This is a genomic window from Microbacterium sp. Beta (assembly GCF_005502545.1).
Lineage (GTDB): Bacteria > Actinomycetota > Actinomycetes > Actinomycetales > Microbacteriaceae > Microbacterium > Microbacterium oxydans.
Map to the genome: position 1 here is coordinate 67,095 of NZ_SCOG01000007.1, position 21,487 is coordinate 88,581.

Consider the following 21,487-nt stretch of genomic DNA (forward strand, 5'->3'; position numbering starts at 1 on the left):
CTCCAGTCTGCCACCGCGTGGGCTGAGCGCGTCAGGCGCTGGCGGCGTCGTCCACGGAGCCGGCCTCCGGCGCGATGCCGTACAGGGCGGCCAGCGCGGCGGTGAACTCGTCGGCGCGGCCCGCGGCGGCGAGTTCGTGCGCACGCACGGTCGGGGTGTGCAGCAGCACGCCGGAGAGGTGTCGCAGGGCCTGCTCGACCTTGCCGTCCTCGTCGCCGCGTGCGCGGGCCCGGGCGATCTCCCGCTCGAGCAGTTCGAAGATGTGCGAGCGGAAGGCCACGACCGACGGGGTCACGCTCTGGCGCGCGCCCACCACGTGGAAGGTCTCGGCGGCCTCGCGGACGACGCTGCGAGCGGCATCCGTCGCCTGCAGCTCTTCGAGGGGCGCGTGCAGTCGGATGGTCTCGAGGTCGAGCAGTGCGACGCCCTCGAGCGACGCGACGGCGGGGTCGACGTTGCGGGGCATGCCGAGGTCGACCACGAGCTGACTGTGCGTGCCGACGGGGCAGCCCGCCGCAGCGGGGCCGGTCGGCAGCTGCAGGTGCTCAGGGCCGAGGACCGGTTCCGTGGCGGTGGTGCAGGTGATGAGAAGGCTCGATCGTGCCGCGGTGCCGGCGTACTCGTCGGCGGTGATCGGCCGGATGCCGTGCTTCGCGGCGAAGACCTCGGCACGGCCGGAGGGCGAGTACACCGAGATGTTCACGGCGCCGCGCTCGCGGAGCGTCGCGAGGGTGACGGCCGCGTAGGCGCCGGTTCCGACCAGCAGCACACGCTCCGCAGACCAGTCGGCGATGCGGCTGTCGGCGAGTTCGAGCGCGAGGCGCACCAGAGAACGACCGGCGCGGCCGAGGGCGGTCACGTTCTTGACCTTGCGCTGAGCCTGGCTGGCGCGCTGGAAGAGGCGCTCGAGCTCGGGCGAGGTGGTGCCGTCCTTGCGAGCGGACTTGAGGGCGCGGCGCACCTGACCGGCGATCTCGCCCTCTCCGGAGACGACGGACTCGAGCCCGGATGCCACGGAGAACAGGTGCTCGGCGACGCGGCGTCCGGCGTGGACGGTGTAGGCGCCGTCGAGGTCGGCGGCGGGGATGCCGGTGGCGGACTCGACCGCTTCGATCACGGCTTCGACGCCGATGGCACCTGCGGCGGTGACCGGCTCGTCCATCTCCACGTACGCCTCGAAGCGGTTGCACGTCGCCAGCACGACCGCACCCTGCACACACGGCGTCATGCCCACGATGGTGGGAGCGACGTCGTCGGGGGTGCGGCTCAGGCGTTCGAGCAATTCGAAGGAGGCGGTCTTGTGACTCGCCGTGACACACAGCAGCACAGATCGATTGTACCGGAGCGTCTGCGGGCGAAGGGTCGGCAGCTCGAACTCGGCGGCTCCATAAGGGGTGGATGGGAGGATGGGAGTATGGCCCTCTCCGATGCCCCGCTCCTGCGCGCCCTCGCCGGCGACCGTCCCGCACACGCCCCCGTGTGGTTCATGCGGCAGGCCGGCCGCTCCCTCCCGGAGTACCGTGAGCTGCGTGTGGGCACCCGGATGCTCGACGCCTGCCTGACTCCCGACCTCGCCGCGGAGATCACCCTGCAGCCGGTGCGCCGTCACGGTGTGGACGCGGCGGTCTTCTTCAGCGACATCGTCATCCCGCTGCGGCTCGCCGGGGTCGAGGTGGAGATCGAGCCGGGTCGCGGTCCGGTGTTCGCGAACCCGGTGCGCACGGCGGCCGACGTCGAGCGCGTCACCGCGATCGATCCGGACGATCTGGACGGCACGGCCATCGCCGAGGCCGTGCGGCTCGTCACGGCCGAGCTCGGCGACACCCCGCTGATCGGATTCGCGGGCGCCCCGTTCACCCTCGCCGCCTACCTCGTCGAGGGTGGGCCCTCCAAGGAGCACCTGCGGGCCAGGGCCATGATGCATTCCGACCCGGAGTCGTGGAACCGCCTCGCGGGCTGGTTGGCGCGTGTCTCCCGTCGCTTCCTCGAGACCCAGCGCGACGCCGGGGCATCCGTCGTCCAGCTCTTCGACAGCTGGGCCGGTTCCCTCAGCACGGCGGACTACCGCGCCTTCGTTGCCCCGCACTCGCACGCTGCCCTGTCCGGCATCGGCCTGCCGACGATCCACTTCGGGGTCGGGACAGGTCCCTTCCTCGCCGACATGCGCCTCGACGGTGTTGCCGACGGCGTGGGTGTCGACTGGCGGCTGCCCCTCGACGAGGCTGCTGCGATCCTGGGGCCGGATGTCACGGTGCAGGGCAACATCGACCCCGCGCTGCTCTCCGCCCCGTGGCCGGTCCTGGAGGCCCATGTGCGCGACGTCGTCGAGCGGGGTCGCGCGGCGCGCGGGCACATCCTGAACCTCGGCCACGGCGTGCCGCCGGAGACCGACCCGGATCAGCTCACCCGCATCGTCGAGCTGGCGCACACGATCTGACCGTCACCGCCCCCTGCGAATCCGGCGCGTGAGGCGCAGGTCCGTGAGGGTGAAGCGTCCCGACGGGAGGGCTACGCGGATGCGCTCGTCGTCGAAGGAGCGTGACGGGCGGATGTCGATGGGCGCTTCCGGAGCGAACGGCGCGGGTTCGCTCACGCCCTCGGCGAGCATCCGTGCCTGCGCCTTCGCGACGAGAGGCACGACCATCGTCCATTCCGTCACCTGCGCCAGCACCCGCACCATCCACGTCGGCACCGGGATGTACGCGGGGCGACGTCCAGCGACACGGGCGATGCGGCGGATGGCCTCTCCGAGGGTGACCTCGTCCACCCCCAGGACGGCGATGGTCGGCTCGGCGATCCGTCCTTCGAGCGCCGCGACGAGCACATCGACCGCATCTTCGACCGGCACCGGTCGTGCCGTGCGCTCGCGGTAGCCGACGGTCCAGAAGAAGGGGAGGGTTCGCACGGCCTTGGTCACGTGGTCGACCATGTGATCGCCGGGGCCGTAGATCATCCCGGACTTGAGGATCGTGTGCGGGATGCCCGAGGCGCGCACGATCTCCTCCGCCTGCCACTTCGACTCCTGGTAGCCGGAGCCGCAGTCGGGGCGGGCTCGGAGGAAGCTGACCAGGACGATGCGCTTCACGCCCGCGCGGCGAGCGGCCTCCACCACGGCGCGTGTGCCGTCGACGTGCACGCGGCGGAAGGTCTGGTCGCCGATCTCGCGGTTGATCCCCGCGCAGTGAGCCACGGCGTCACAGCCCTCGAACGACCTGATCAGCGCCTCGACGTCGGTGATGTCGACCCCGCTGCGGCGGGAGACGACCACGGCATCATCGAGTCGCTCAGCGAGGTTCCTGCCGACGAATCCCGTGCCGCCTGTGATTGCCACTCGCATCGTGCATCTCCTTCGCTCATTAGCTATACGGCTAAAGAGTATCTAGCAAGGATGCTATATTGCAACCATGACAGACAGCGCGACGGACATCTTCGCAGCGCTGGCGCACCCCACCCGACGTCAGATCCTGCAGGACCTGAAGGACGGTGAGCTCGCGGCCGGCGAGATCGCCTCCCGCTTCTCGGCGAGCGGACCGACCATCTCCCGCCACCTGAGTGTGCTCCGCCAGGCGGGTCTCATCAGCGAGCGCCGCGATGCCAACCGCATCCTGTACTCGCTCGTCGGTGAGCGTCTCGCGCTGTCGGTCGGCGATTTCCTCTCCACGGTGTGTCCCGAGCAGATCGTGCTGCGCGAAGTCCGCAAGCGAGGACGCGGCTCCGTCGACGCGTGACGAGCGCGCGCAGGCGGGGCCGCACCGCAGAAGTCGTGCGGCGCACCCGGTGCGAGAATTGACGGCATGAGCCCTGAGTCCTCGTCCGCCGAGCCCTTCGACCTGGCCGCCCGCGCGGCCGAGAAGCACGTGGTGGTCGTCGGCGGGGGCATCGGAGGGCTCGTCGCCGCGCGCGAATGCGCCAAGGTCGGGATGCGCGTCACCGTCCTCGAAGCCGAGGCGGAGCTGGGCGGCGCGATCCGGCGGGTCGACCTCGACGGGGTCACGGTCGATGCCGGGGCGGAGAGCTATGCCACCAGGGGTGGTCTCGTCCGCGCTCTCGTCGAGGAACTCGACCTCGCCGATCGCATCGTGGTGCCGCAGGCCGGTGGCGCCTGGCTGGCCGGCATCCCCGGTGTCGGAGCTGCCCCGCTTCCGGCGGGCGGCATCCTCGGCATCCCTTCGAATCCGTTCCAGCCCGACGTCCGTCGCATCATCGGGTGGTCGGGTGTCTGGCGCGCATACCTCGATCGGGTGCGTCCGCCCCTCACGATCGGGCACCAGCTGAGCCTCGGGAAGCTCGTCGCGTCGCGCATGGGGGCGAAGGTGCGGGATCGACTCGTCGCCCCCGTGACGACGGGCGTCTACTCCGCGTCTCCGGACGACGTCGACATCGACGTCGCGGCCCCGGGGCTCAATGCCGCCCTGACCAGGGTCGGCTCGCTCTCCGGCGCGGTGCAGACCCTCCGCGACGAAGCCGCGGCGAAAGCTGCGGCGACAGCGCCGGAGGCCGACGGCACCGCCCCAGTCGTGGCGAAGACTCCTGGAGCTGCCGTCGAGGGCCTCTCCGGGGGGATGAGCACCCTCATCGATGCGCTCGCCGCCGACCTGAAGCGCCTCGACGCCGACGTGCGCACGGGCGTTCGGGTGCGCAGTCTCCGCAGGACGGGTGCGACGTGGTCTGTCGAGGCCGAGTCCGCGGCGGATGCGGAGCACGGCGGTGAACCGGCGCTCGAGGGTGCACCGGCCGATGAGAACGTCGCGGCGGAATCCGCGCCACCGGTGATCGAGGAGCTCGACGCGGACGCCGTCATCATCGCGACGCCCGAGTCGACGGCGCGAGGACTCCTCGCCGCGGTGATACCGGACCTCCAGAAGACGCAGGCCGCGGCCTCGCCGGAGATCGAGATCGTCACGCTTCTCCTCGACGCCCCCGAGATCGCGTCCGCCCCACGGGGAACAGGTGTGCTCACCGTTCCGGGGAGCCACACGGCCAAGGCCCTGACGCACTCGACCGCGAAGTGGGGCTGGGTGGGGACTGCGGCGGGTTCCCGGGAGATCGTCCGCGTGTCGTTCGGAGCTCAGGGCGAGCCGGCCGCCACCGCTCGGCTGACCGACGACGCGGCGGCTGCACTGGCGCGGAGCGAGGCGGCCGCCCTGCTCGGAGTCGCCATCGCTCCCGAAGCCGTGATCACCTCGCATCGCGGTCGGTTCGTCCAGTCGCAGCCCGCATCGATCATCGGATCCGGTGAACGGCGCACGGCCGCGCGCGCGGCGATCGAGGCGGTGCCCGGCATGGCCGTGGTCGGCGCCTGGCTTGCGGGGACAGGACTCGCCCAGGTGATCCCCGACGCCAGGGATGAGGCCGACCGCCTCCGGCGCTTCCTTCTGTGGGACTGAGCGCTTCGACGGACTGAGCGCCATGACGGAGAGAGCGCTCCGTGTCAACCCTCTGACCCATAGATGCCGAAATCGGCATACGGGGTTACGCTGGGTACCTGGCCGCGGGGTGCGAGAGCCTGCGACCGATCCCAACCGGGCGAATCTGGCCGGACTACCGGAACAAGGTGAGGAGACCCCATGAAGGGGAAGATCGGACTCGTCGTCGGACTCGGCGTGGGCTACGTCCTCGGCACCCGTGCCGGACGTGAGCGCTACGAGCAGATCAAGACGCAGTGGCTCAAGGTGTGGCACCTCGATCCCGTGCAGGAGCAGGTCACCAAGGTCAAGGGCTTCGTCGGCGACAAAGCCGCAGCCGTCCCCGGTGCGCTCTGGACCGGCGTCGTGAAGGTTGCGAAGTCCGTCAGCGGCAACGGCACGCCGGGTCAGCGCCTCGACTCCGCGATCGCCACCGGTCGTGAGGCCGCGGAAGACCTGGCCGAGGCGACGGAGGAAGCGGTCGAGGCGGCGAAGGCCACGGCTTCGTCCAGCAAGACCTCGACGTCCGCCTCTTCCAAGCCCGCCGCGAAGAAGCCGGCTGCCAAGAAGCCCGCCGCGAAGTCGGCCACCAAGAAGTCCGGCGCCTGACATGCCCCGCGGATACCGCGATCGTGCCGACGACAGTCTGCTGACTCTCCTCGGGGATCTGCCGGAACTCGTCACGAATCTGGTCAAGGCCGAGATCGACGCGGCGAAGGCGTGGATCTCGCGCACCTCGAAGGACGCCGGCATCGGTTCCGTGTGGTTCCTCGTCGCGCTGTTCTTCCTGTTCTGGGCCGTGCCGGTGATCCTGGTCTTCGCGATCGCGGGTCTGTCGTCATGGTGGCCCGTATGGCTGTCCGCGATCGCGGTGTTCGGCATCCTGATCCTCGCGGTGCTGCTGTTCGCTCTGCTGGGCGTCCTCAAGTTCCGCAAGGTGCTCGCGCGCCAGAATCCGGCTCAGGCCGTAGCCGAAGACATCCGAATCGTGAAGGAGGCCGGCGATGACGAACTCTGAGTCGCTGCCGCGCACCGCCGTCCCCGGCGGGATCGTCGACCCGGTCGCCTCGGCTCGTGCGGAGCTGAAGGCCGCCCTCGCCGCGATCGAGATCAAGGGGAACATCCCGCGCCGGGTCGAGAAGGCGTCGACGCGTGCGGTGGCCAGGGCGCGCGTGTTCGCCGACCGCAACCCGATCGGGGCGGTCGCCGCCACCGTCGGCATCGCGGCGGCGGTCGGCGGCGCGGTCTGGGCGATCGCACGCTTCATCTCGCGCTGACACGCATCTCGCACTGACACGCATCTCGCACAGGTGCGCAGTATTCCAGGATGTCGTGAGGCGCCCGTCCGGGTGATTAGCGGCTCCTGCGTAAACGAGGCAGACTGGGGAGCATGATGTCCGAAGAGCGCGATGAGAACCCGTCCGGCTTCACCCTCTGGGCCGTCTGGCGACGAAACCCCGACGTCCCCGTGACGGAGAACGACTCGACCGAGCTCGAGACGATCGTCTCCTACATCGAGGATTCGGGCGTGACCGTCCGCGGCTTCTACGACGTCTCCGGGCTCAAGGCCGACGCCGACCTCATGGTGTGGCTGCACGGTGACACGGCGGAGGAGCTGCAGAAGGCGCTGCGCCGCCTGCGTCGCACCGAGCTGCTGCGCTCCCTCCTCCCGGTGTGGAACGTGATGGGCGTGCACCGCGACGCCGAGTTCAACCGTTCGCATGTGCCGGGCTTCCTCCGCGGCATCGGCCCCAAGGACTGGCTCTGCCTCTACCCGTTCGTGCGCACGCCGGAGTGGTACCTCGCCCCGGAGGAGGAGCGTCGCACCATGCTCGCCGACCACGGACGCAAGGGCGCGGCATTCAAGGGCGTGCTCGCCAACACCGTCGCCTCGTTCGCGCTCGGCGACTACGAGTGGCTGCTTCCGCTCGAGGCCGATGAGCTCACCGACCTCGTCGACATGATGCGCGATCTGCGGTACACCGACGCCCGCCTGTACGTGAAGGAGGAGGTGCCCTTCTACACGGGGCGCAGGCTCCGGTTCGACGAGATCGCGGACGTCCTCCAGTAAGCGCATGAGCACTCCCATCCGTCTCGGTACCCGTCGAAGCGCGCTCGCGCAGGCGCAGTCGGGTCATGTCGCCGCGGCTCTCGAGAAGCTGTCGGGGCGCCGGGTCGAACTCGTCCCGATCACCAGCGAAGGCGACACCAACCGCGCGTCGCTCTCCGAGATCGGCGGGCAGGGCATCTTCGCGACGCGTCTTCGCGAGGCGTTGTTCGCGGGGGAGTGCGACTTCCTGGTGCATTCGCTGAAGGATCTCCCCACCGCCATCCCTGAAGGGCTCGTGATCGCGGCGACCCCGAAGCGCGAAGACCCGCGTGACGTGGTCCTGACCCGTGACGGCACCGCGTTGCACGAACTCCGCTCGGGAAGCACCGTCGGCACCGGCTCACCGCGACGCATCGCCCAGGTCCACCGGCGAGCACCCGGCGCCGAGGTCGTCGACATCCGCGGGAACGTCGATTCCCGGCTCGCCAGAGTCGTCTCCGGTGAGCTGGACGCGGTGATCCTCGCGGCAGCCGGTCTCTCGAGGCTCGACGCGAAGTCGCCGCTCCGACGCGAAGAGCTCGGTCTCGCAGAATGGCCCACCGCGCCGGGACAGGGTTCGCTCGCGGTCGAGACCCGGGCGGACGCCCCGCAGGAGCTGCTCACGGCCCTCGCCGGTCTCGACGACACCGACACGCGTCTGGCCATCACCGTCGAGCGCGCGATCCTGCAGGGCCTGGATGCCGGGTGCCAGGCACCGATGGCCGCTCACGCCGTCGTCGACGGCTCCTCGATCCGCGTCAGGACCGTCGTGTACGCCGCTGACGGGGGTCGCCGGATCGGCCTCGACGTCACGGAAGACCTGAACGGGGAGTATATTCGTCGGAACGGCAGTGGCAATGGAGCGGATGCTGCCGATGGTGCAGACCCGATGCACGCAGCGCGCGAGCTCGGGTTCACTGTTGCCCGTCGGCTGCTCGATCAAGGGGCGGCCGGCCTCGTATCCCGAGAGCAATCCTCATGACCACTTCCGAAATCAAGCAGGACCGACCGCTGGACGGCTGGCGCATCCTCGTGCCCCGTGGCGGGCCGTGGGGCGACAGCGTCGCCGCGAGCCTGCGCGCGCTGGGCGCGGTCCCCGTCGTCGCCCCGCTCATCAACTTCGCGCCGACGACCGACCAGGCGACGCTCGACTCTGCGTTGGCGCAGCTGGCCGCCGGGGAGTTCGACTGGCTGACGGTCACGAGCGCCACCACCGTCGACGTGCTCTTCGCCCACAGGGCGGTCGTGCCGCGTTCGACCAAGATCGCCGCTGTCGGCGAGACGACCGCGGCGGCTCTGCAGGCGGTCGGCTACGAGGTCACGCTGGTCCCGGAGCAGGACAACTCCGCAGAGGGGATGGCACAGCAGCTCATCGCCCTCGAGAAGGAGCCGCGCCGCATCCTCGCGCTGCGCAGCGAGATCGCGAAGCCCGTGCTCAGCCGGCTGCTCTCCGAAGCGGGCCATGATGTGCACGGTGTCGTGGCGTATCGCACGGTCGGCGTCCCGGTCACGGAGCGGATCCGCCGCGATGTGGAGAACGGTCGGATCAACGCGATCCTCATCACGAGCGGTTCGGTCGCCGAGCAGGTGCGCGAGCAGTTCCCGGAGATCCCCGACGACACCCTGCTCGCGGCTATCGGCCCCCGCACCGCGAAAGACGCGCAGCGCGCCGGGCTTCCCGTGTCGGTGGTTGCCGACCGTCAGACGATCGACGCCCTGATCGAGGCCGTCTCGCACTTCACCCTTCCGCACGCGGCCGACGAGTTCGCGCCGTGAGCTTCCCCGACGTGCGACTGAGACGACTGCGGCAGTCTCGTGCAGTGCGCGATCTGGTGCGCGAGACCTCGCTGCTGCCGGGGCAGCTCGTCCTCCCGCTGTTCGTGCGAGAGGGCATCAAGGAGCCCGTGCAGATCGGGTCGATGCCCGGTGTCGCTCAGCATTCTCTCGATTCGCTGCGTGCGGCCGCGGTCGAGGCTGCGGAGGCGGGGGTCGGCGGCGTGATGCTGTTCGGCGTCCCCGAGGTGCGCGACGCCCTCGGCTCGGGTGCCGATGATCCGCATGGGATCCTCAACGTCGCAACCGAAGCGCTGGCGGCAGAGGTCGGCGACGCGCTCGTCGTGCAGACCGATCTGTGTCTCGATGAGTTCACCGACCACGGACACTGCGGCGTGCTCGCGGCCGACGGCTCCGTCGACAACGATGCGACGCTCGAACGGTATACCGCGATGGCTCTCTCCCAGGCGCGCGCGGGGTCGCAGCTGCTCGGGCTGTCCGGCATGATGGACGGCCAGGTCGCTGTGATCCGCAAGGCACTCGACAGTGAGGGCTTCACGGACACGCTCCTGCTGGCCTATGCGGCGAAGTACGCGAGCGCGTTCTACGGACCTTTCCGGGAGGCAGTGGACTCTCAGCTGAAGGGCGACCGCCGCACGTACCAGCTCGATCCGGGAAACCGTCGCGAGGGCGTGCGCGAGGCAGTGGTGGACGAGGCCGAGGGTGCGGACATCGTCATGGTGAAGCCGGCGATGGCCTTCCTCGACGTGCTCCGCGAGGTGCGCCACACCGTGAGCATTCCGGTGTGGGCATATCAGGTCTCCGGCGAGTACGCGATGATCGAGGCCGCCGGTGCGAACGGGTGGATCGATCGTCGAGCAGCCGTTCTCGAGTCCCTTCTCTCCATCCGCCGCGCCGGTGCGGATGCGGTGCTCACCTACTGGGCCACCGAAGCGGCCGGCTGGCTGCGCGACTGATTCACCGAGGAGCACTCCTTTCATGAACGACCGTAATGACGACCTGTTCTCCGCTGCCCGCGCGGTCATCCCCGGTGGGGTCAACTCCCCGGTGCGTGCTTACGGTTCGGTGGGCGGGACGCCGCGGTTCCTCGCTTCGGCGAAGGGGGCGAAGGTCACGGATGCCGCCGGCCGCGAGTATGTCGACCTCGTCGCGTCGTGGGGCCCTGCGCTGCTGGGGCACGCGCACCCGGAGATCGTCGCCGCGGTGCAGGAGGCCGCAGCCCGTGGCCTGTCGTTCGGCGCTCCGACGGAGGGCGAGGTCGAGCTCGCCGCGTTGATCGCCGACCGTGTGCGGTTCGGCGAGATCCGTCCTGTCGAGCGCGTGCGTCTGGTCTCCACGGGTACTGAGGCGACCATGACGGCCATCCGCCTTGCGCGGGGCGCCACGGGTCGCGACCTGTTGGTGAAGTTCGCCGGTCACTATCACGGGCATTCGGATGGCCTTCTCGCCGAAGCAGGTTCCGGCGTCGCGACGCTCGCGCTTCCGGGGTCGGCAGGTGTCCCGGCACCGATCGCGGCGCAGACGCTCGTGATCGGGTACAACGATCCCGAGGCGCTGGCTGCGGTGTTCGCGGAGCATCGCCAGCGCATCGCCGCGGTCATCGTCGAAGCCTCGGCCGCGAACATGGGCGTCGTGGCCCCGCTGCCCGGTTTCAACCGTCTGATCGCGGAGACCGCCCACGCCCACGGAGCGTTGATGATCCTCGATGAGGTGCTCACCGGATTCCGGGTGCACCCGGCAGGGTTCTGGGGTCTGCAGGCCGCTGCGGGCGAGGACTACCTGCCGGACATCTTCACGTTCGGCAAGGTTGTCGGTGGAGGCATGCCCCTGGCCGCGCTCGGTGGTCGAGCCGATGTCATGGATCTGCTCGCTCCCCTCGGGCCGGTCTACCAGGCGGGCACTCTCTCGGGGAATCCGCTCTCGGTAGCAGCGGGTCTCGCGACGCTGCGGCTCGCGACACCGGAGGTCTACGCGACGGTGGACGCCGCATCTCTTCGAGTCTCTACCGCCCTCGACGCGGCCCTCACGGACGCCGGCGTGACGCACGCGGTGGCCACCGCGGGCAACCTGTTCAACGCCTCGTTCCGGGCGTCGGCGCCGAGGGACTACGCCGAAGCTCAGGCTCAGGAGTCGTTCCGCTACGCGCCGTTCTTCCACTCGCTGCGTGAGCAGGGGGTGGCGCTTCCCCCGAGCGTCTTCGAGGCGTGGTTCCTGACCGCGGCCCACGGTGAGGACGAGCTGCAGCAGATCGAAGCTGCTCTTCCTGCCGCAGCCGCTGCGGCCGCAGCTGCTCGTCCATAACCGCGCGTTGGTGACTGTGCGTTCGTGAGGGCGCGTCCAGGACCGCGCGTCCGTGACCGCGCGTCCGCGAGGGCTCGTTCGGGACCGCGGTCAGACGAACATGACGCGGCGCGGTGATGCGTCGGTGTAGCACCGGCCGAGCGGGCTGGTCCACTCGATGTCGCCGCCGGGGGTCTGTCTCGCGCGCCATCGGTGCTTCTCGGCGATGTCGGGATGCTTCAGCGCGTGGTGCCCGACGCAGAAGTGGCTCAGGTTGTCGATCGACGTCGCTCCGCCCTTCGCATGGTCGTGATTGTGGTCGATCTGACACCGGTGGACGGGTGTGCGGCACCCGGGGAATCGACAGTGCTGGTCTCTGGCCTGGAGGTGCCGCCGCATCGCCGCCGTCGGGGCGTAGGCGGCTGTGGCCGTCACGATGCCGGCGCGGTCGAGGAAGAGGCGGGACCAGCCGCCGTTGCGTCCGGCGAGGTCGCGGGCGATGTCGGGGTGCAGTGCACCGATGCCGTCGAGCTCGGCAGGCCGTTCGTCGATTCCGGCCAGCGTCTCGGCAGCGATCGTGACCTGGATGCGGGCGTGGATGCCCTCCAGACCTGTGCCCGCCGCGGCAGAGGGATCCGTGGTCAGGAGCAGGTCGCTGAGCAGGTCGGTGCGGACCGCATCGATGCCTCGCTCATCGGTCGGGGCGGATGGGACACCGAGTGACGGATCCGTCGTGAAGGTGTCTCCGTCGCCGAAGATGACGTGGGCGTCGACGCGTGCGTCGCCGGTGTCCGGTCCGCAGGGGGGCTCGCTGTCGTACGGGTGGCTGTTGAGCACAGGGTCTTCGCGACGGGAGTCGTCGGCTCGCAGCTCCTGCAGAAAGACCCGATCGGCGCCTGAGTCGAGGTCGTCCGAGGACAGCGCCGGTGTGTCATCGCCCGAAGAGGGATGGTCGCCTCGCGTGGCGATGACGTGCTGTGCGAGCCGGGTCAGTCGGTCGAGGATCGCGTGGGCGAGATGCTCCGGCAGCACGACCTGCAGCAGCGCGAGGCCGTCGTCGAGCGACCGCAGCGTGACTGACCGCTCCCCGTATGCCCGCCGATGGCGCTCGACCACGGTCTCGCAGGCGAGGGACGACGCGACGCGGCGCACCATCGCGCGGGTGCGTGCGGGAGAATCCTGCTCCGCGACGACGAGTGCGGCAGTGTCGTACAGGGTGAGCGCCTCGGTGGCGGCTCGACCATCGCGAACGGCCTGCCGCACGATGGCGCCCTCGCGCACGATCTCTCGAACGTGTGCCGCACTGATCGCGCCGCGTCGGAACGCGTCTCTGACGACCGGGTGCTCGGCCTCGAGGAAGAGGGCGTCTGTGAAGGCGTACTCGATGCTGCCCTTCGACACGCGACCGGCCGCCGAGTACTCGGCGATCATCGAGCGGTGGATCGCCTCGCGGTGCTGCGGCTGCTCGTGGACATCTTCTTCCTGCAGCCGCAGACGATCGGCGAGCAGCGCAGACGCTTCTGCCTCGAGTATCGCGATGCGTCGGCGCTTCTCCACCCACGCGTCGAGCAGCGTCTCGCGCTGATCGACGTCGTTTGTGGAGGGAGCCATGAGTCGAGTATAGTACATATGTTCGAATAGCGGAAGGGGATGTGGATGACTGGTGCTGATCGACAAGGGATCGTTGCGTTCCTGTGAGCAACTTCCAGACAACTGGCAGGGCCACGCTGGCAGACTGGGGGACATGGTGACGTTGCTGCTGGACCAGACGCAACTGGAGGTCGTGCTCTCGCCGATCGAACGTGCCGCCACCTTCCACCGTGACAACCTCCGGATCGCGCGCGACACCATCGCCAAGGTGCAGCTGACCGAAGATGCCTGGACCTGGCTCCGTGGCGTGCCGAACCCCGGCACGCACATCCCCGGCGTCCTCGCTGCCGGCAGCTGGAAGGCCGCGGGCAGCCTCGACTTCGTGCTGATCCGTCGCCGTCGTCCGAGCGTCGTGATCGATCTCGAGGGCGACGAGCAGTACCGCCGCCTGATCCTCACCACGAGCCACGGGCTCGCGCTCACGCAGGCTCTGCGACTCGACGTGTCGGATGAGCCCGCCAACGTCGAGGAGATCGTGGCGACCGCGCCTGTGCCGGTCTCGAAGGGACGCCGTCGTCCGGTCATCCGTCCTCGGCCTGCCTGACGCGAGGCGGCTCAGGCTTATGAATCCACGGTCGACCCGCCTCTGAATGCGGAACGCCCTCCGGGCCGAGAGGCCGGAGGACGTTCGTCGTCAGCCGAGTCGCTCAGTTGCGACCGTGTTCGTCGTGACCGTGCTCGTCGTGACGGTGTTCGTCGTGACGGTGTTCGTCGTGACGGTGTTCGTCGTGACGGTGCCCGTCGTCAGGCTCGCTCTGCTCGCCGGCATCGGCGTCGGCGGTTCCGGACTGCTCGGTGCCGTGTTCGTCAGCGCCGAACCCGTCGGGCAGGGACTCCTCGGTGGGCGACTCCTCGGTTGGGGACTCCTCCGTGGGGGCCTCCACCGTGGGGGACTCCTCAGCGCCCGGCTCCTCGGCTTCGGATGCGGCGGTGTCGCCCTCCTCTCCGGAATCCGTCGATGCGGCCAGCGGCACCGTGTCGATGACACCGGTGGATGCGACGGTCCAGTGCGCGCCCTCGTCGGAGACGCCGCCCTCGCCGTGCTGCTCCTCGGCCGTCTGGTTCTCGGCGCTCAGCGGGTAATCCCTGGGTTCGTCCTCGTAGTAGGCGCGCGCAGCCGCCGCGAGCATGGAGCTCACCGCCGCGGAGCGCGGATCCTCGTCGTCGGCGGTGACAGCAGCGACATCGTAGGAGGAGTCGGAGTCGGAGTCGGAGTCGGAGTCGGATTCGTCAGAGGTGGACGCGAGAGTGTTGTCCTCCGTTGGGCCTGCGCCGAGCTGGTCGTCGGACTCGTCGGTGTGCGTCGATTCGGGTGCGTCGTGAAGATCGGCGAAGACCTCGACACCGCTGTGGTGCTCGTCTCCGCTCGCTGGATCCGCTGCCTGATCGCCTGCTGCATCGGCCGGTGCGGCGGAGCCGAACAGGATCTCATCGAACGATCGTTCCGGAGACTCCTCGAAGGGTGCCTGCTCGGCCTGCGCATGCTCCGCGTCGAGTTCGGCGGCAGGAGCTTCGTCCGTCGAAGCCGAGGCGTCGGACGAAGGCACGTCCGATTCGTCCGACGTGTGCTCGGAGCGGTCGCCCGTGTCCACGGATGCGGCGAGGTCGTCGACAGGGGCCTCGCCCGCAGGGGCGGCTGCGGCCTCAGCCGCCCAGGCGGCAGCGGCCGCCACCGGGATCGCGACCACGGAGTCGGCCGGAGCCGGCCCGGCCACGGAGGTCTCCGCCGCGGTGGCCTCCGCTGCGGTGTCTTCGGAAGCGGTGTCTTCGGAAGCGATGTCTTCGGAAGCGATGTCTTCGGAAGCGATGTCCTCCGCCGCGGTGACCTCCGCTGCGGTGTCTTCGGGGGCCGTCGCAGCGAGCTGCGGTGGCGTCGCCGAGACGCTCGGGGCGAACCGGCCACCGCGCATCAGGTCGATGAAGACGTCTTCGAGTGTCGGCCCTCGCTGGACGAGGGTGCTCAGGGCGATGCCCGCGTCGGCGGCGACCGCTCCCACCGTGCCGGCGTCTCCGCCGCGCACCGTGAGGCCCGAACGCAGCACCTCGATGTCGAAGCCGGCCTCCTGCAGTGCGGTCGTCAGCGCGCTGCGGTCCGCGGCGTCCACGATGACGGATCCGCCCTTGGGGTCGGCGAGCGTCTCGATCCCGCTGGAGAGCACGAGCGTGCCCTTCGAGAGCACGAGCACGTTGTCGGCGACCTGCTCGACTTCGCTGAGGACGTGCGACGACACGAGGACCGTGCGCCCTTCGTCCGCGAGGCGACGCATCAGGAGTCGCATCCAGCGGATCCCCTCGGGGTCGAGCCCGTTGGCCGGTTCGTCGAACACGAGCGCGCCGGGATCGCCCAGCAGGGCGTGGGCGACGCTGAGCCGCTGACGCATGCCGAGGGAGAAGCCCCCGATGCGGGAGCCGCCTTCACCCTCGAGGCCGACCAGGGAGAGCACTTCGCCGACGCGGGCCAGGGGGATGCCGTTCGCCTTGGCAGCGATGGTCAGCTGACGCTCGGCGGTGCGTCGAGGGCGGTAGACCGTCTCCTCGAGCACGGATCCGATGGTGCGCAACGGCTGCCGCAGCTCGGCGTAGGCCGTACCGCCGATGGTCGCCGTGCCTGAGGTGGCGCGCACCTGGCCGAGGAGGATCCGCAGCGTGGTGGTCTTGCCGGCACCGTTCGGGCCGAGGAAGGCGGTCACGGCACCGGGCTCCACGCGCGCGGAGAAGTCCGAGACGGCGGTCACCTCATTGAAGCGCTTCGTCACGTGCGTGAACTCGAGCACCTGTCCTTCAGGCATCCGTGACCTCTCGTCGCATTTGAACAGTTCCTCCCTATCCTGCCGGAAAAGCCTGTCGGATCCCGCATTTCGCGCGGAATACAGCCCTTCCCGGAAGGGGTAGCCTGGCGAGCGTGACCGAATCCCACGCTGCAGACCGCATCCTCGTCCGCACCGAAGGCGCGCTCGGACGACTCACCCTCAACCGTCCGGAGGCGATCAACGCGCTCGACGTCGACATGATCGAGAGCCTCACCGCGGTCCTGAACGCCTGGCGTGACGACACCGACGTGCAGATCGTGCTGCTCGACGGGGCAGGCGAGCGCGGCATGTGCGCGGGAGGAGACGTGCGCGCTCTGCATGGGCAGATCGTCGCGGGTCAGGCTGACCAGACGGCGGAGTTCTTCCGTGCGGAGTACGCCTTGAACGCCATGATCGCCGAGTATCCCAAGCCCGTGGTGGCATTGGCCGACGGCATCACGATGGGTGGTGGCATCGGGCTGGCCGGCCACGCCGCGATCCGCATCGTCACGGAACGCTCCAAGCTCGCCATGCCGGAGACCCGTATCGGATTCACTCCCGACGTCGGGGGAACCTGGCTGCTCGGCCGCGCTCCTGGGCGCCTGGGCGAGTACTTCGGTCTCACCGGATCCACCATGAGCGGCGCTGATGCCGTCTACCTCGGCTTCGCGGATCACTTCGTGCCATCCGACCGTCTGGACGCATTGCGCGAGGCCCTCGCCTTCCGTGCCGACCCGACCGGTCCCAGCGAGATCGTGCTGCTGTTCGACGAGACCCCGGAGCCCTCGCAGCTCCCGCACGCGCGCGCGTGGATCGATGAGGCCTTCTCCGCCCCCACCGTGAGCGAGATCGTCGAACGATTGAAGGCTCAGGGGACGACGGAGGCGGCGGCGACCGCTGACCTGCTCGAAGACCTCGCGCCCACCGGGCTCACCGTGACGCTCGACGCCGTCCGCGAGGCGCGCGACCTGCCGGGGCTCCGCGCGGCGCTGGAGGGCGAGTACCGTCGCGTGATGTGGTTCGTGAACGAGCATCCCGACCTCGTCGAGGGCATCAGAGCGCAGATCGTCGACAAGGACCGCGATCCGAAGTGGAACCCGCCCACGCTCGCCGAGCTCGCGCCCGACGCCGGCGCCCCCGCGCGCGACTACGTCCCGCAGCCCACGTTGTTCTGAGCCCTCGGGGTCAGAAAGGGCCCTCGGGGTCAGGGCGGGTCGCGGTTCCGCAGTGCGCTGCAATCAGCCGCACTTGTTCGCCCGCGTGCAGAAACCGCAGATCGGGGCGGGAAGCGGTTCGCTGTGAGCGAAGGTCCACCATGAGGGGGATACGAATGTCCGCGGATCGTGGCACTCTGTCTTGTGGCCGATTGTCGGTCGGCATCCGTCTGCCGAGAAATCCGCCGTTTCATCCTTCCTAGAAAGTCCGCCTGTGCTGGGAAAAATCCTCCTCCGTTATCTCTCCCGATACCGATGGCTGTTGCTCGCCGTGCTGGTGTTCCAGCTCGCGAGCGTGGCAGCCACCCTCTACCTCCCGCGCCTGAACGCCGACATCATCGACAAGGGCGTCGCCCGGGGCGACACCGGCTACATCTGGAGCACCGGTCTGTTCATGCTCGCGGTCTCGCTGGGGCAGATCATCGCCTCGGTCACCGCGACCTACTTCGCCGCGCGTGCAGCGATGGGTGCCGGGCGCGACATCCGCGCCGACGTCTTCGGCAAGGTCAGCGGCTTCTCCGAGCGTGAGGTGTCGCAGTTCGGTGCCGGTTCGCTCATCACCCGCAACACGAACGATGTGCAGCAGGTGCAGATGCTGGCCATGATGGGCGCGACCATGCTCGTCACGGCACCGCTGCTCGCGATCGGCGGCATCTTCTTCGCGGTCCAGACCAACGTCGGACTCAGCTGGCTGATCGCCGTCTCGGTGCCGCTGCTGCTCATCCTGGCTGCCCTCGTCATCGGCCGCATGGTGCCGCTGTTCCGCAGTTACCAGGGCAAGCTCGACAACGTCAACCGCATCATGCGCGAGCAGCTCACGGGCGTCCGCGTGGTGCGTGCCTTCGTGCGCGAGCGCATCGAGGAGGAGCGCTTCCGCGGGGCGAACACCGACATCATGGTCGTGGGCCGCAAGGTCGGCTCGCTCTTCGTGCTGCTGTTCCCGCTGTTCATGCTCATCCTCAACGTCACGGTCGTCTCGGTCATCTGGTTCGGCGGCATCGAGGTGAACAACGGCACGGTGCAGGTCGGCACGCTGTTCGCCTTCATGCAGTACATCGGTCAGATCATGGGCGGCGTCATCATGGCGAGCTTCATGGCGATGATGATCCCGCGCGCCGCAGTCTCGGCCGAGCGCATCGGCGAGGTGCTCGACTCCGAGTCCACCCTCGTGCGTCCGGAGAACGGCGTCACCGAGTTCCCGGTCCCCGGATCCGTGGCGCTCGACGACGTCGAGTTCACCTACCCCGGAGCCGACTCGCCGGTTCTCACCGGGATCAGCTTCGCCGCGCAGCCGGGCGAGACGGTCGCGATCGTCGGCTCGACCGGTTCGGGAAAGACGACGCTGATCTCCCTCATCCCTCGTCTCTTCGACGTCTCGGGCGGATCCGTGCACGTCGGGGGCACCGATGTGCGCGAGGCCGACGTCGAGTCGCTCTGGGACAGCATCGGCCTGGTGCCGCAGCGTCCGTTCCTCTTCACCGGCACCGTCGCGTCCAACCTGCGCTACGGCCGTGAAGAGGCCACCGACGAAGAGCTGTGGCACGCGCTCGACATCGCACAGGGTCGTGACTTCGTGGAGGAGATGCCGGACGGTCTCGACTCCCGCATCGCCCAGGGCGGCACGAATGTCTCCGGCGGTCAGCGTCAGCGGCTCGCGATCGCCCGCGCGATCGTGCACCAGCCGAAGATCCTCGTCTTCGACGACTCGTTCTCCGCCCTCGACCTGACGACAGACGCGCGGCTCCGCCAAGCGCTGTGGCGGGAACTCCCGCACGTCACGAAGATCGTGGTCGCCCAGCGCATCTCCACCATCACGGACGCCGACCGCATCGTCGTGCTCGACGGCGGCACCATGGTGGGCGTCGGCACGCACGAGGAGCTGCTCGAGACGAGCGACACCTACCGAGAGATCGTCGAATCGCAGCTGGGGGTGGACGCATGAGCGCGCAGAACGACGACCAGCGCAAGGCCAAGCGGGGCCGCGGCAAGGCGGCTTCGTCCGTCGCCGAGGTCGAGCTGACCGCCGAGGAGAAGTACGAGGCCGAGCTCGCCGAGCAGGCGCGTCAGAACTCCGGCGACTGGGACAGCGTCGCACCGGGCAAGGCCGACAACTTCGGCCCCAGCTTCGCGCGCATGATCGGGCTGCTGAAGCCCTCGGCCATCTGGTTCGTCTTCGTGTCGATCCTCGGCGCGATCGGCGTGGTCCTGACTGTCGCAGCGCCCAAGGTGCTCGCCGAGGCGACCAACCTCGTCTACAAGGGCTTCATCTCCATCCAGCTCGGTCAGCCCACCGACGGCTTCCCCGGCTTCCCCGCCGGCACGTCGCAGGACGTGGTGGTCGACGCGCTGCGGGCAGGCGGACAGGACGACTTCGCGAACCAGGTCGGCGCGCTGGGAGACTTCACGGTCGGCCAGGGCATCGACTTCGACGCGCTGCGGCTCGTCATCGCCGCCGTGCTCGGCATCTACGTGGCCGCCGCCTTCCTCACCTGGATCCAGGGTTACGTCATCAACGTGATCATGGTGCGCACCATGTGGCGACTGCGCGAATCGGTCGAGGCGAAGATCAACCGCCTGCCCCTGGCGTACTTCGACAAGGTGCAGCGCGGCGAGCTGATCTCGCGCGTCACGAACGACATCGACAACATCACGCAGACGATGCAGCAGTCGCTCTCGGGCGCACTCACCTCGGTGCTCACCGTGATCGGCGTGCTCGTGATGATGTTCTCGATCTCATGGCAGCTCGCCCTCGTGGCCCTCATCACGCTGCCTCTCATGGGCGTGATCTTCGGCATCATCGGACCGCGGTCGCAGAAGGCCTTCGGCACGCAGTGGCGCAAGGTCGGCCGGCTCAACGCCCGTGTCGAGGAGGCGTTCTCTGGCCACGCGCTGGTGAAGGTCTTCGGTCGCGAGAAGGACGCACTGGACAAGTTCCAGGACGAGAACGAAGAGCTGTTCCAGGCGAGCTTCAAGGCGCAGTTCCTCTCCGGCATCATCATGCCGGCGATGATGTTCGTCGGGAACCTCAGCTACGTGGGCATCGCGGTGCTCGGTGGTCTGATGGTCGCCAACGGTCAGCTCCGCCTCGGTGACGTGCAGGCGTTCATCCAGTACTCGCAGCAGTTCACGCAGCCGCTGTCCGAGCTGGGCGGAATGGCCGCTGTCGTGCAGTCCGGCACCGCCTCCGCCGAGCGTGTGTTCGAACTGCTCGACGCCGAGGAGCAGGAGGCCGACGACGCCGATGCTCCCGAGCTCGTGGAGGGCAAGGGCGTCATCGAGTTCGAGAACGTCGCGTTCTCGTACACGCCGGATCGTCCGCTCATCCGTGATCTGTCGTTCCGGGTGGAGCCGGGTCAGACCGTCGCGATCGTCGGTCCGACCGGTGCGGGCAAGACGACGCTGGTCAACCTGATCATGCGCTTCTACGAGCTCAGCGGTGGACGGATCATGCTCGACGGGCAGGACATCGCCGAGGTGACCCGCGACGAGCTGCGTTCGCGCACCGGCATGGTGCTCCAGGACCCGTGGCTGTTCGCCGGCAGCATCCGCGAGAACATCCGCTACGGTCGCTCGACCGCGACCGATGAAGAGGTCCTCGCCGCAGCCAGGGCCACCTACGTCGACCGCTTCGTGCACGCCCTCCCCGAGGGATACGACACGGTGCTCGACGAGGATGCAGCGAACGTGTCGGCCGGTGAGCGTCAGCTCATCACCATCGCGCGGGCGTTCGTCGCACAGCCGTCGATCCTCATCCTCGATGAGGCCACGTCGGCGGTCGACACCCGCACCGAACTGCTGCTGCAGCACGCGATGGCCGCGCTCCGAGAGGGGCGCACGTCGTTCGTGATCGCGCACCGACTGTCGACCATCCGCGATGCCGACCTCATCCTGGTGATGGAGCACGGCGACATCGTGGAGAAGGGTACGCACGACGAGCTCATCGCCGCGCAGGGCGCCTATTGGCGTCTGTACCAGTCGCAGTTCGAGCAGGCCGCGACCGACATCGACGCCGAAGACGCGCTCACGGGAACGACGCCGGTCGTCGTCACCGGCGAAGCGGGCGACACCGATGCTGCGCGCGCGGAGGCTGCAGCCGCTGTGGCCGGCGCGTCCGTCGGCGCACAGGTGCCGGCAGCCGAGACGGCCGCGGCGCAGGCCCTGCTGGAAGACGGCGCTGACGGCTCCGATCACCGCTCCTGACCTACGGCATCAACGCACGACGCCCCACCGCCGCTCACGCGGGGTGGGGCGTCGTCGTAGGCGATC

Annotated in this window: 18 protein-coding genes and 1 pseudogene; 15 read left to right on the forward strand and 4 right to left on the reverse strand. The window is 69.2% G+C overall.

The features are described 5' to 3' along the window. Positions 1 to 31: 31 nt before the first annotated feature. A complete protein-coding gene (locus tag FFS56_RS09175; RefSeq protein ID WP_127012733.1) occupies positions 32 to 1,327 on the reverse strand; it encodes a glutamyl-tRNA reductase in 1,296 nt (431 codons plus the stop codon). 87 nt (positions 1,328 to 1,414) lie between these two features. Here FFS56_RS09175 and hemE point away from each other — a divergent pair, with 87 nt between their 5' ends. After that, the gene (gene hemE / locus FFS56_RS09180) at positions 1,415 to 2,437 is read left to right on the forward strand and encodes a uroporphyrinogen decarboxylase (RefSeq protein WP_046747485.1); all 1,023 of its coding nucleotides are present in this window, start codon (positions 1,415 to 1,417) and stop codon (positions 2,435 to 2,437) included. Positions 2,438 to 2,440: 3 nt separating this feature from the next. Here hemE and FFS56_RS09185 read toward each other — a convergent pair whose 3' ends face one another. Continuing rightward, positions 2,441 to 3,337, reverse strand: coding sequence for an NAD-dependent epimerase/dehydratase family protein (locus FFS56_RS09185; RefSeq protein WP_127012732.1), 897 nt, complete (start codon positions 3,335 to 3,337; stop codon positions 2,441 to 2,443). A gap of 67 nt (positions 3,338 to 3,404) precedes the next feature. On the opposite strand from FFS56_RS09185, the gene FFS56_RS09190 reads away from it, so the two are divergent. The 10 genes and pseudogenes from FFS56_RS09190 to FFS56_RS09235 all read left to right on the forward strand — a co-directional run bounded on the left by FFS56_RS09190 (position 3,405) and on the right by FFS56_RS09235 (position 11,589). Further along, a complete protein-coding gene (locus FFS56_RS09190) occupies positions 3,405 to 3,728 on the forward strand; it encodes a metalloregulator ArsR/SmtB family transcription factor (protein WP_045264003.1) in 324 nt (107 codons plus the stop codon). Between the two features lie 27 nt (positions 3,729 to 3,755). Further along, positions 3,756 to 5,387, forward strand: a pseudogene (locus FFS56_RS09195) (FAD-dependent oxidoreductase); the annotation flags it as partial. Positions 5,388 to 5,567: 180 nt separating this feature from the next. After that, complete coding sequence (locus FFS56_RS09200; RefSeq protein ID WP_046747488.1) at positions 5,568 to 6,014, forward strand: hypothetical protein; 447 nt, start codon at positions 5,568 to 5,570, stop codon at positions 6,012 to 6,014. Between the two features lies 1 nt (position 6,015). Continuing rightward, the gene (locus FFS56_RS09205; RefSeq protein WP_127012730.1) at positions 6,016 to 6,423 is read left to right on the forward strand and encodes a phage holin family protein; all 408 of its coding nucleotides are present in this window, start codon (positions 6,016 to 6,018) and stop codon (positions 6,421 to 6,423) included. After that, positions 6,410 to 6,682, forward strand: a complete 273-nt coding sequence (locus tag FFS56_RS09210) for a hypothetical protein (protein ID WP_046747490.1) — start codon at positions 6,410 to 6,412, stop codon at positions 6,680 to 6,682. Before FFS56_RS09205 ends, FFS56_RS09210 begins: the two co-directional genes overlap by 14 nt. Before the next feature lie 113 nt (positions 6,683 to 6,795). After that, a complete protein-coding gene (hemQ, locus tag FFS56_RS09215; RefSeq protein WP_046747491.1) occupies positions 6,796 to 7,476 on the forward strand; it encodes a hydrogen peroxide-dependent heme synthase in 681 nt (226 codons plus the stop codon). A gap of 4 nt (positions 7,477 to 7,480) precedes the next feature. Then, entirely contained in the window at positions 7,481 to 8,476 is a 996-nt protein-coding gene (hemC, locus tag FFS56_RS09220) for a hydroxymethylbilane synthase (RefSeq protein ID WP_058631692.1), read from the forward strand. Next, the gene (locus FFS56_RS09225; protein ID WP_046747493.1) at positions 8,473 to 9,270 is read left to right on the forward strand and encodes a uroporphyrinogen-III synthase; all 798 of its coding nucleotides are present in this window, start codon (positions 8,473 to 8,475) and stop codon (positions 9,268 to 9,270) included. The genes hemC and FFS56_RS09225 overlap by 4 nt, the downstream gene beginning before the upstream one ends. Continuing rightward, positions 9,267 to 10,244: a porphobilinogen synthase gene (hemB, locus tag FFS56_RS09230; RefSeq protein WP_127012729.1), complete on the forward strand. Its 978-nt coding sequence runs from the start codon at positions 9,267 to 9,269 to the stop codon at positions 10,242 to 10,244. The genes FFS56_RS09225 and hemB overlap by 4 nt, the downstream gene beginning before the upstream one ends. A gap of 22 nt (positions 10,245 to 10,266) precedes the next feature. After that, on the forward strand, positions 10,267 to 11,589 hold the full coding sequence (locus FFS56_RS09235; RefSeq protein WP_127012728.1) for a glutamate-1-semialdehyde 2,1-aminomutase: 1,323 nt from the start codon (positions 10,267 to 10,269) through the stop codon (positions 11,587 to 11,589). Positions 11,590 to 11,679: 90 nt separating this feature from the next. Here the strand turns inward: FFS56_RS09235 and FFS56_RS09240 are convergent, their stop codons facing one another. Next, complete coding sequence (locus FFS56_RS09240) at positions 11,680 to 13,179, reverse strand: HNH endonuclease signature motif containing protein (protein WP_127012727.1); 1,500 nt, start codon at positions 13,177 to 13,179, stop codon at positions 11,680 to 11,682. Between the two features lie 133 nt (positions 13,180 to 13,312). On the opposite strand from FFS56_RS09240, the gene FFS56_RS09245 reads away from it, so the two are divergent. Beyond that, complete coding sequence (locus FFS56_RS09245; protein ID WP_046747664.1) at positions 13,313 to 13,762, forward strand: hypothetical protein; 450 nt, start codon at positions 13,313 to 13,315, stop codon at positions 13,760 to 13,762. A gap of 103 nt (positions 13,763 to 13,865) precedes the next feature. On the opposite strand, the gene FFS56_RS20670 is transcribed toward FFS56_RS09245, so the two are convergent. After that, complete coding sequence (locus FFS56_RS20670; protein ID WP_137772108.1) at positions 13,866 to 16,007, reverse strand: ATP-binding cassette domain-containing protein; 2,142 nt, start codon at positions 16,005 to 16,007, stop codon at positions 13,866 to 13,868. A 113-nt stretch (positions 16,008 to 16,120) separates the two neighbouring features. Between FFS56_RS20670 and FFS56_RS09255 the strand changes: the two genes are divergently transcribed. The 3 genes from FFS56_RS09255 to FFS56_RS09265 all read left to right on the forward strand — a co-directional run bounded on the left by FFS56_RS09255 (position 16,121) and on the right by FFS56_RS09265 (position 21,421). Beyond that, positions 16,121 to 17,182, forward strand: coding sequence for an enoyl-CoA hydratase/isomerase family protein (locus FFS56_RS09255; protein WP_046747497.1), 1,062 nt, complete (start codon positions 16,121 to 16,123; stop codon positions 17,180 to 17,182). Between the two features lie 253 nt (positions 17,183 to 17,435). Next, positions 17,436 to 19,163, forward strand: coding sequence for an ABC transporter ATP-binding protein (locus tag FFS56_RS09260; protein ID WP_058631687.1), 1,728 nt, complete (start codon positions 17,436 to 17,438; stop codon positions 19,161 to 19,163). After that, on the forward strand, positions 19,160 to 21,421 hold the full coding sequence (locus FFS56_RS09265) for an ABC transporter ATP-binding protein (protein WP_052748672.1): 2,262 nt from the start codon (positions 19,160 to 19,162) through the stop codon (positions 21,419 to 21,421). Before FFS56_RS09260 ends, FFS56_RS09265 begins: the two co-directional genes overlap by 4 nt. The last annotated feature ends 66 nt before the right edge of the window (positions 21,422 to 21,487 follow it).

What these genes read in the sequence shown, in the direction of transcription:
- hemE (WP_046747485.1), top strand. Translation starts at nt 1,415, where the DNA reads ATGGCCCTCTCCGATGCCCCGCTCCTGCGCGCCCTCGCCGGCGACCGT.
- FFS56_RS09185 (WP_127012732.1), bottom strand. Translation starts at nt 3,337, where the DNA reads ATGCGAGTGGCAATCACAGGCGGCACGGGATTCGTCGGCAGGAACCTC.
- FFS56_RS09190 (WP_045264003.1), top strand. Translation starts at nt 3,405, where the DNA reads ATGACAGACAGCGCGACGGACATCTTCGCAGCGCTGGCGCACCCCACC.
- FFS56_RS09200 (WP_046747488.1), top strand. Translation starts at nt 5,568, where the DNA reads ATGAAGGGGAAGATCGGACTCGTCGTCGGACTCGGCGTGGGCTACGTC.
- FFS56_RS09205 (WP_127012730.1), top strand. Translation starts at nt 6,016, where the DNA reads ATGCCCCGCGGATACCGCGATCGTGCCGACGACAGTCTGCTGACTCTC.
- FFS56_RS09210 (WP_046747490.1), top strand. Translation starts at nt 6,410, where the DNA reads ATGACGAACTCTGAGTCGCTGCCGCGCACCGCCGTCCCCGGCGGGATC.
- hemQ (WP_046747491.1), top strand. Translation starts at nt 6,796, where the DNA reads ATGATGTCCGAAGAGCGCGATGAGAACCCGTCCGGCTTCACCCTCTGG.
- hemC (WP_058631692.1), top strand. Translation starts at nt 7,481, where the DNA reads ATGAGCACTCCCATCCGTCTCGGTACCCGTCGAAGCGCGCTCGCGCAG.
- FFS56_RS09225 (WP_046747493.1), top strand. Translation starts at nt 8,473, where the DNA reads ATGACCACTTCCGAAATCAAGCAGGACCGACCGCTGGACGGCTGGCGC.
- FFS56_RS09235 (WP_127012728.1), top strand. Translation starts at nt 10,267, where the DNA reads ATGAACGACCGTAATGACGACCTGTTCTCCGCTGCCCGCGCGGTCATC.
- FFS56_RS09240 (WP_127012727.1), bottom strand. Translation starts at nt 13,179, where the DNA reads ATGGCTCCCTCCACAAACGACGTCGATCAGCGCGAGACGCTGCTCGAC.
- FFS56_RS09245 (WP_046747664.1), top strand. Translation starts at nt 13,313, where the DNA reads ATGGTGACGTTGCTGCTGGACCAGACGCAACTGGAGGTCGTGCTCTCG.
- FFS56_RS20670 (WP_137772108.1), bottom strand. Translation starts at nt 16,007, where the DNA reads ATGCCTGAAGGACAGGTGCTCGAGTTCACGCACGTGACGAAGCGCTTC.
- FFS56_RS09265 (WP_052748672.1), top strand. Translation starts at nt 19,160, where the DNA reads ATGAGCGCGCAGAACGACGACCAGCGCAAGGCCAAGCGGGGCCGCGGC.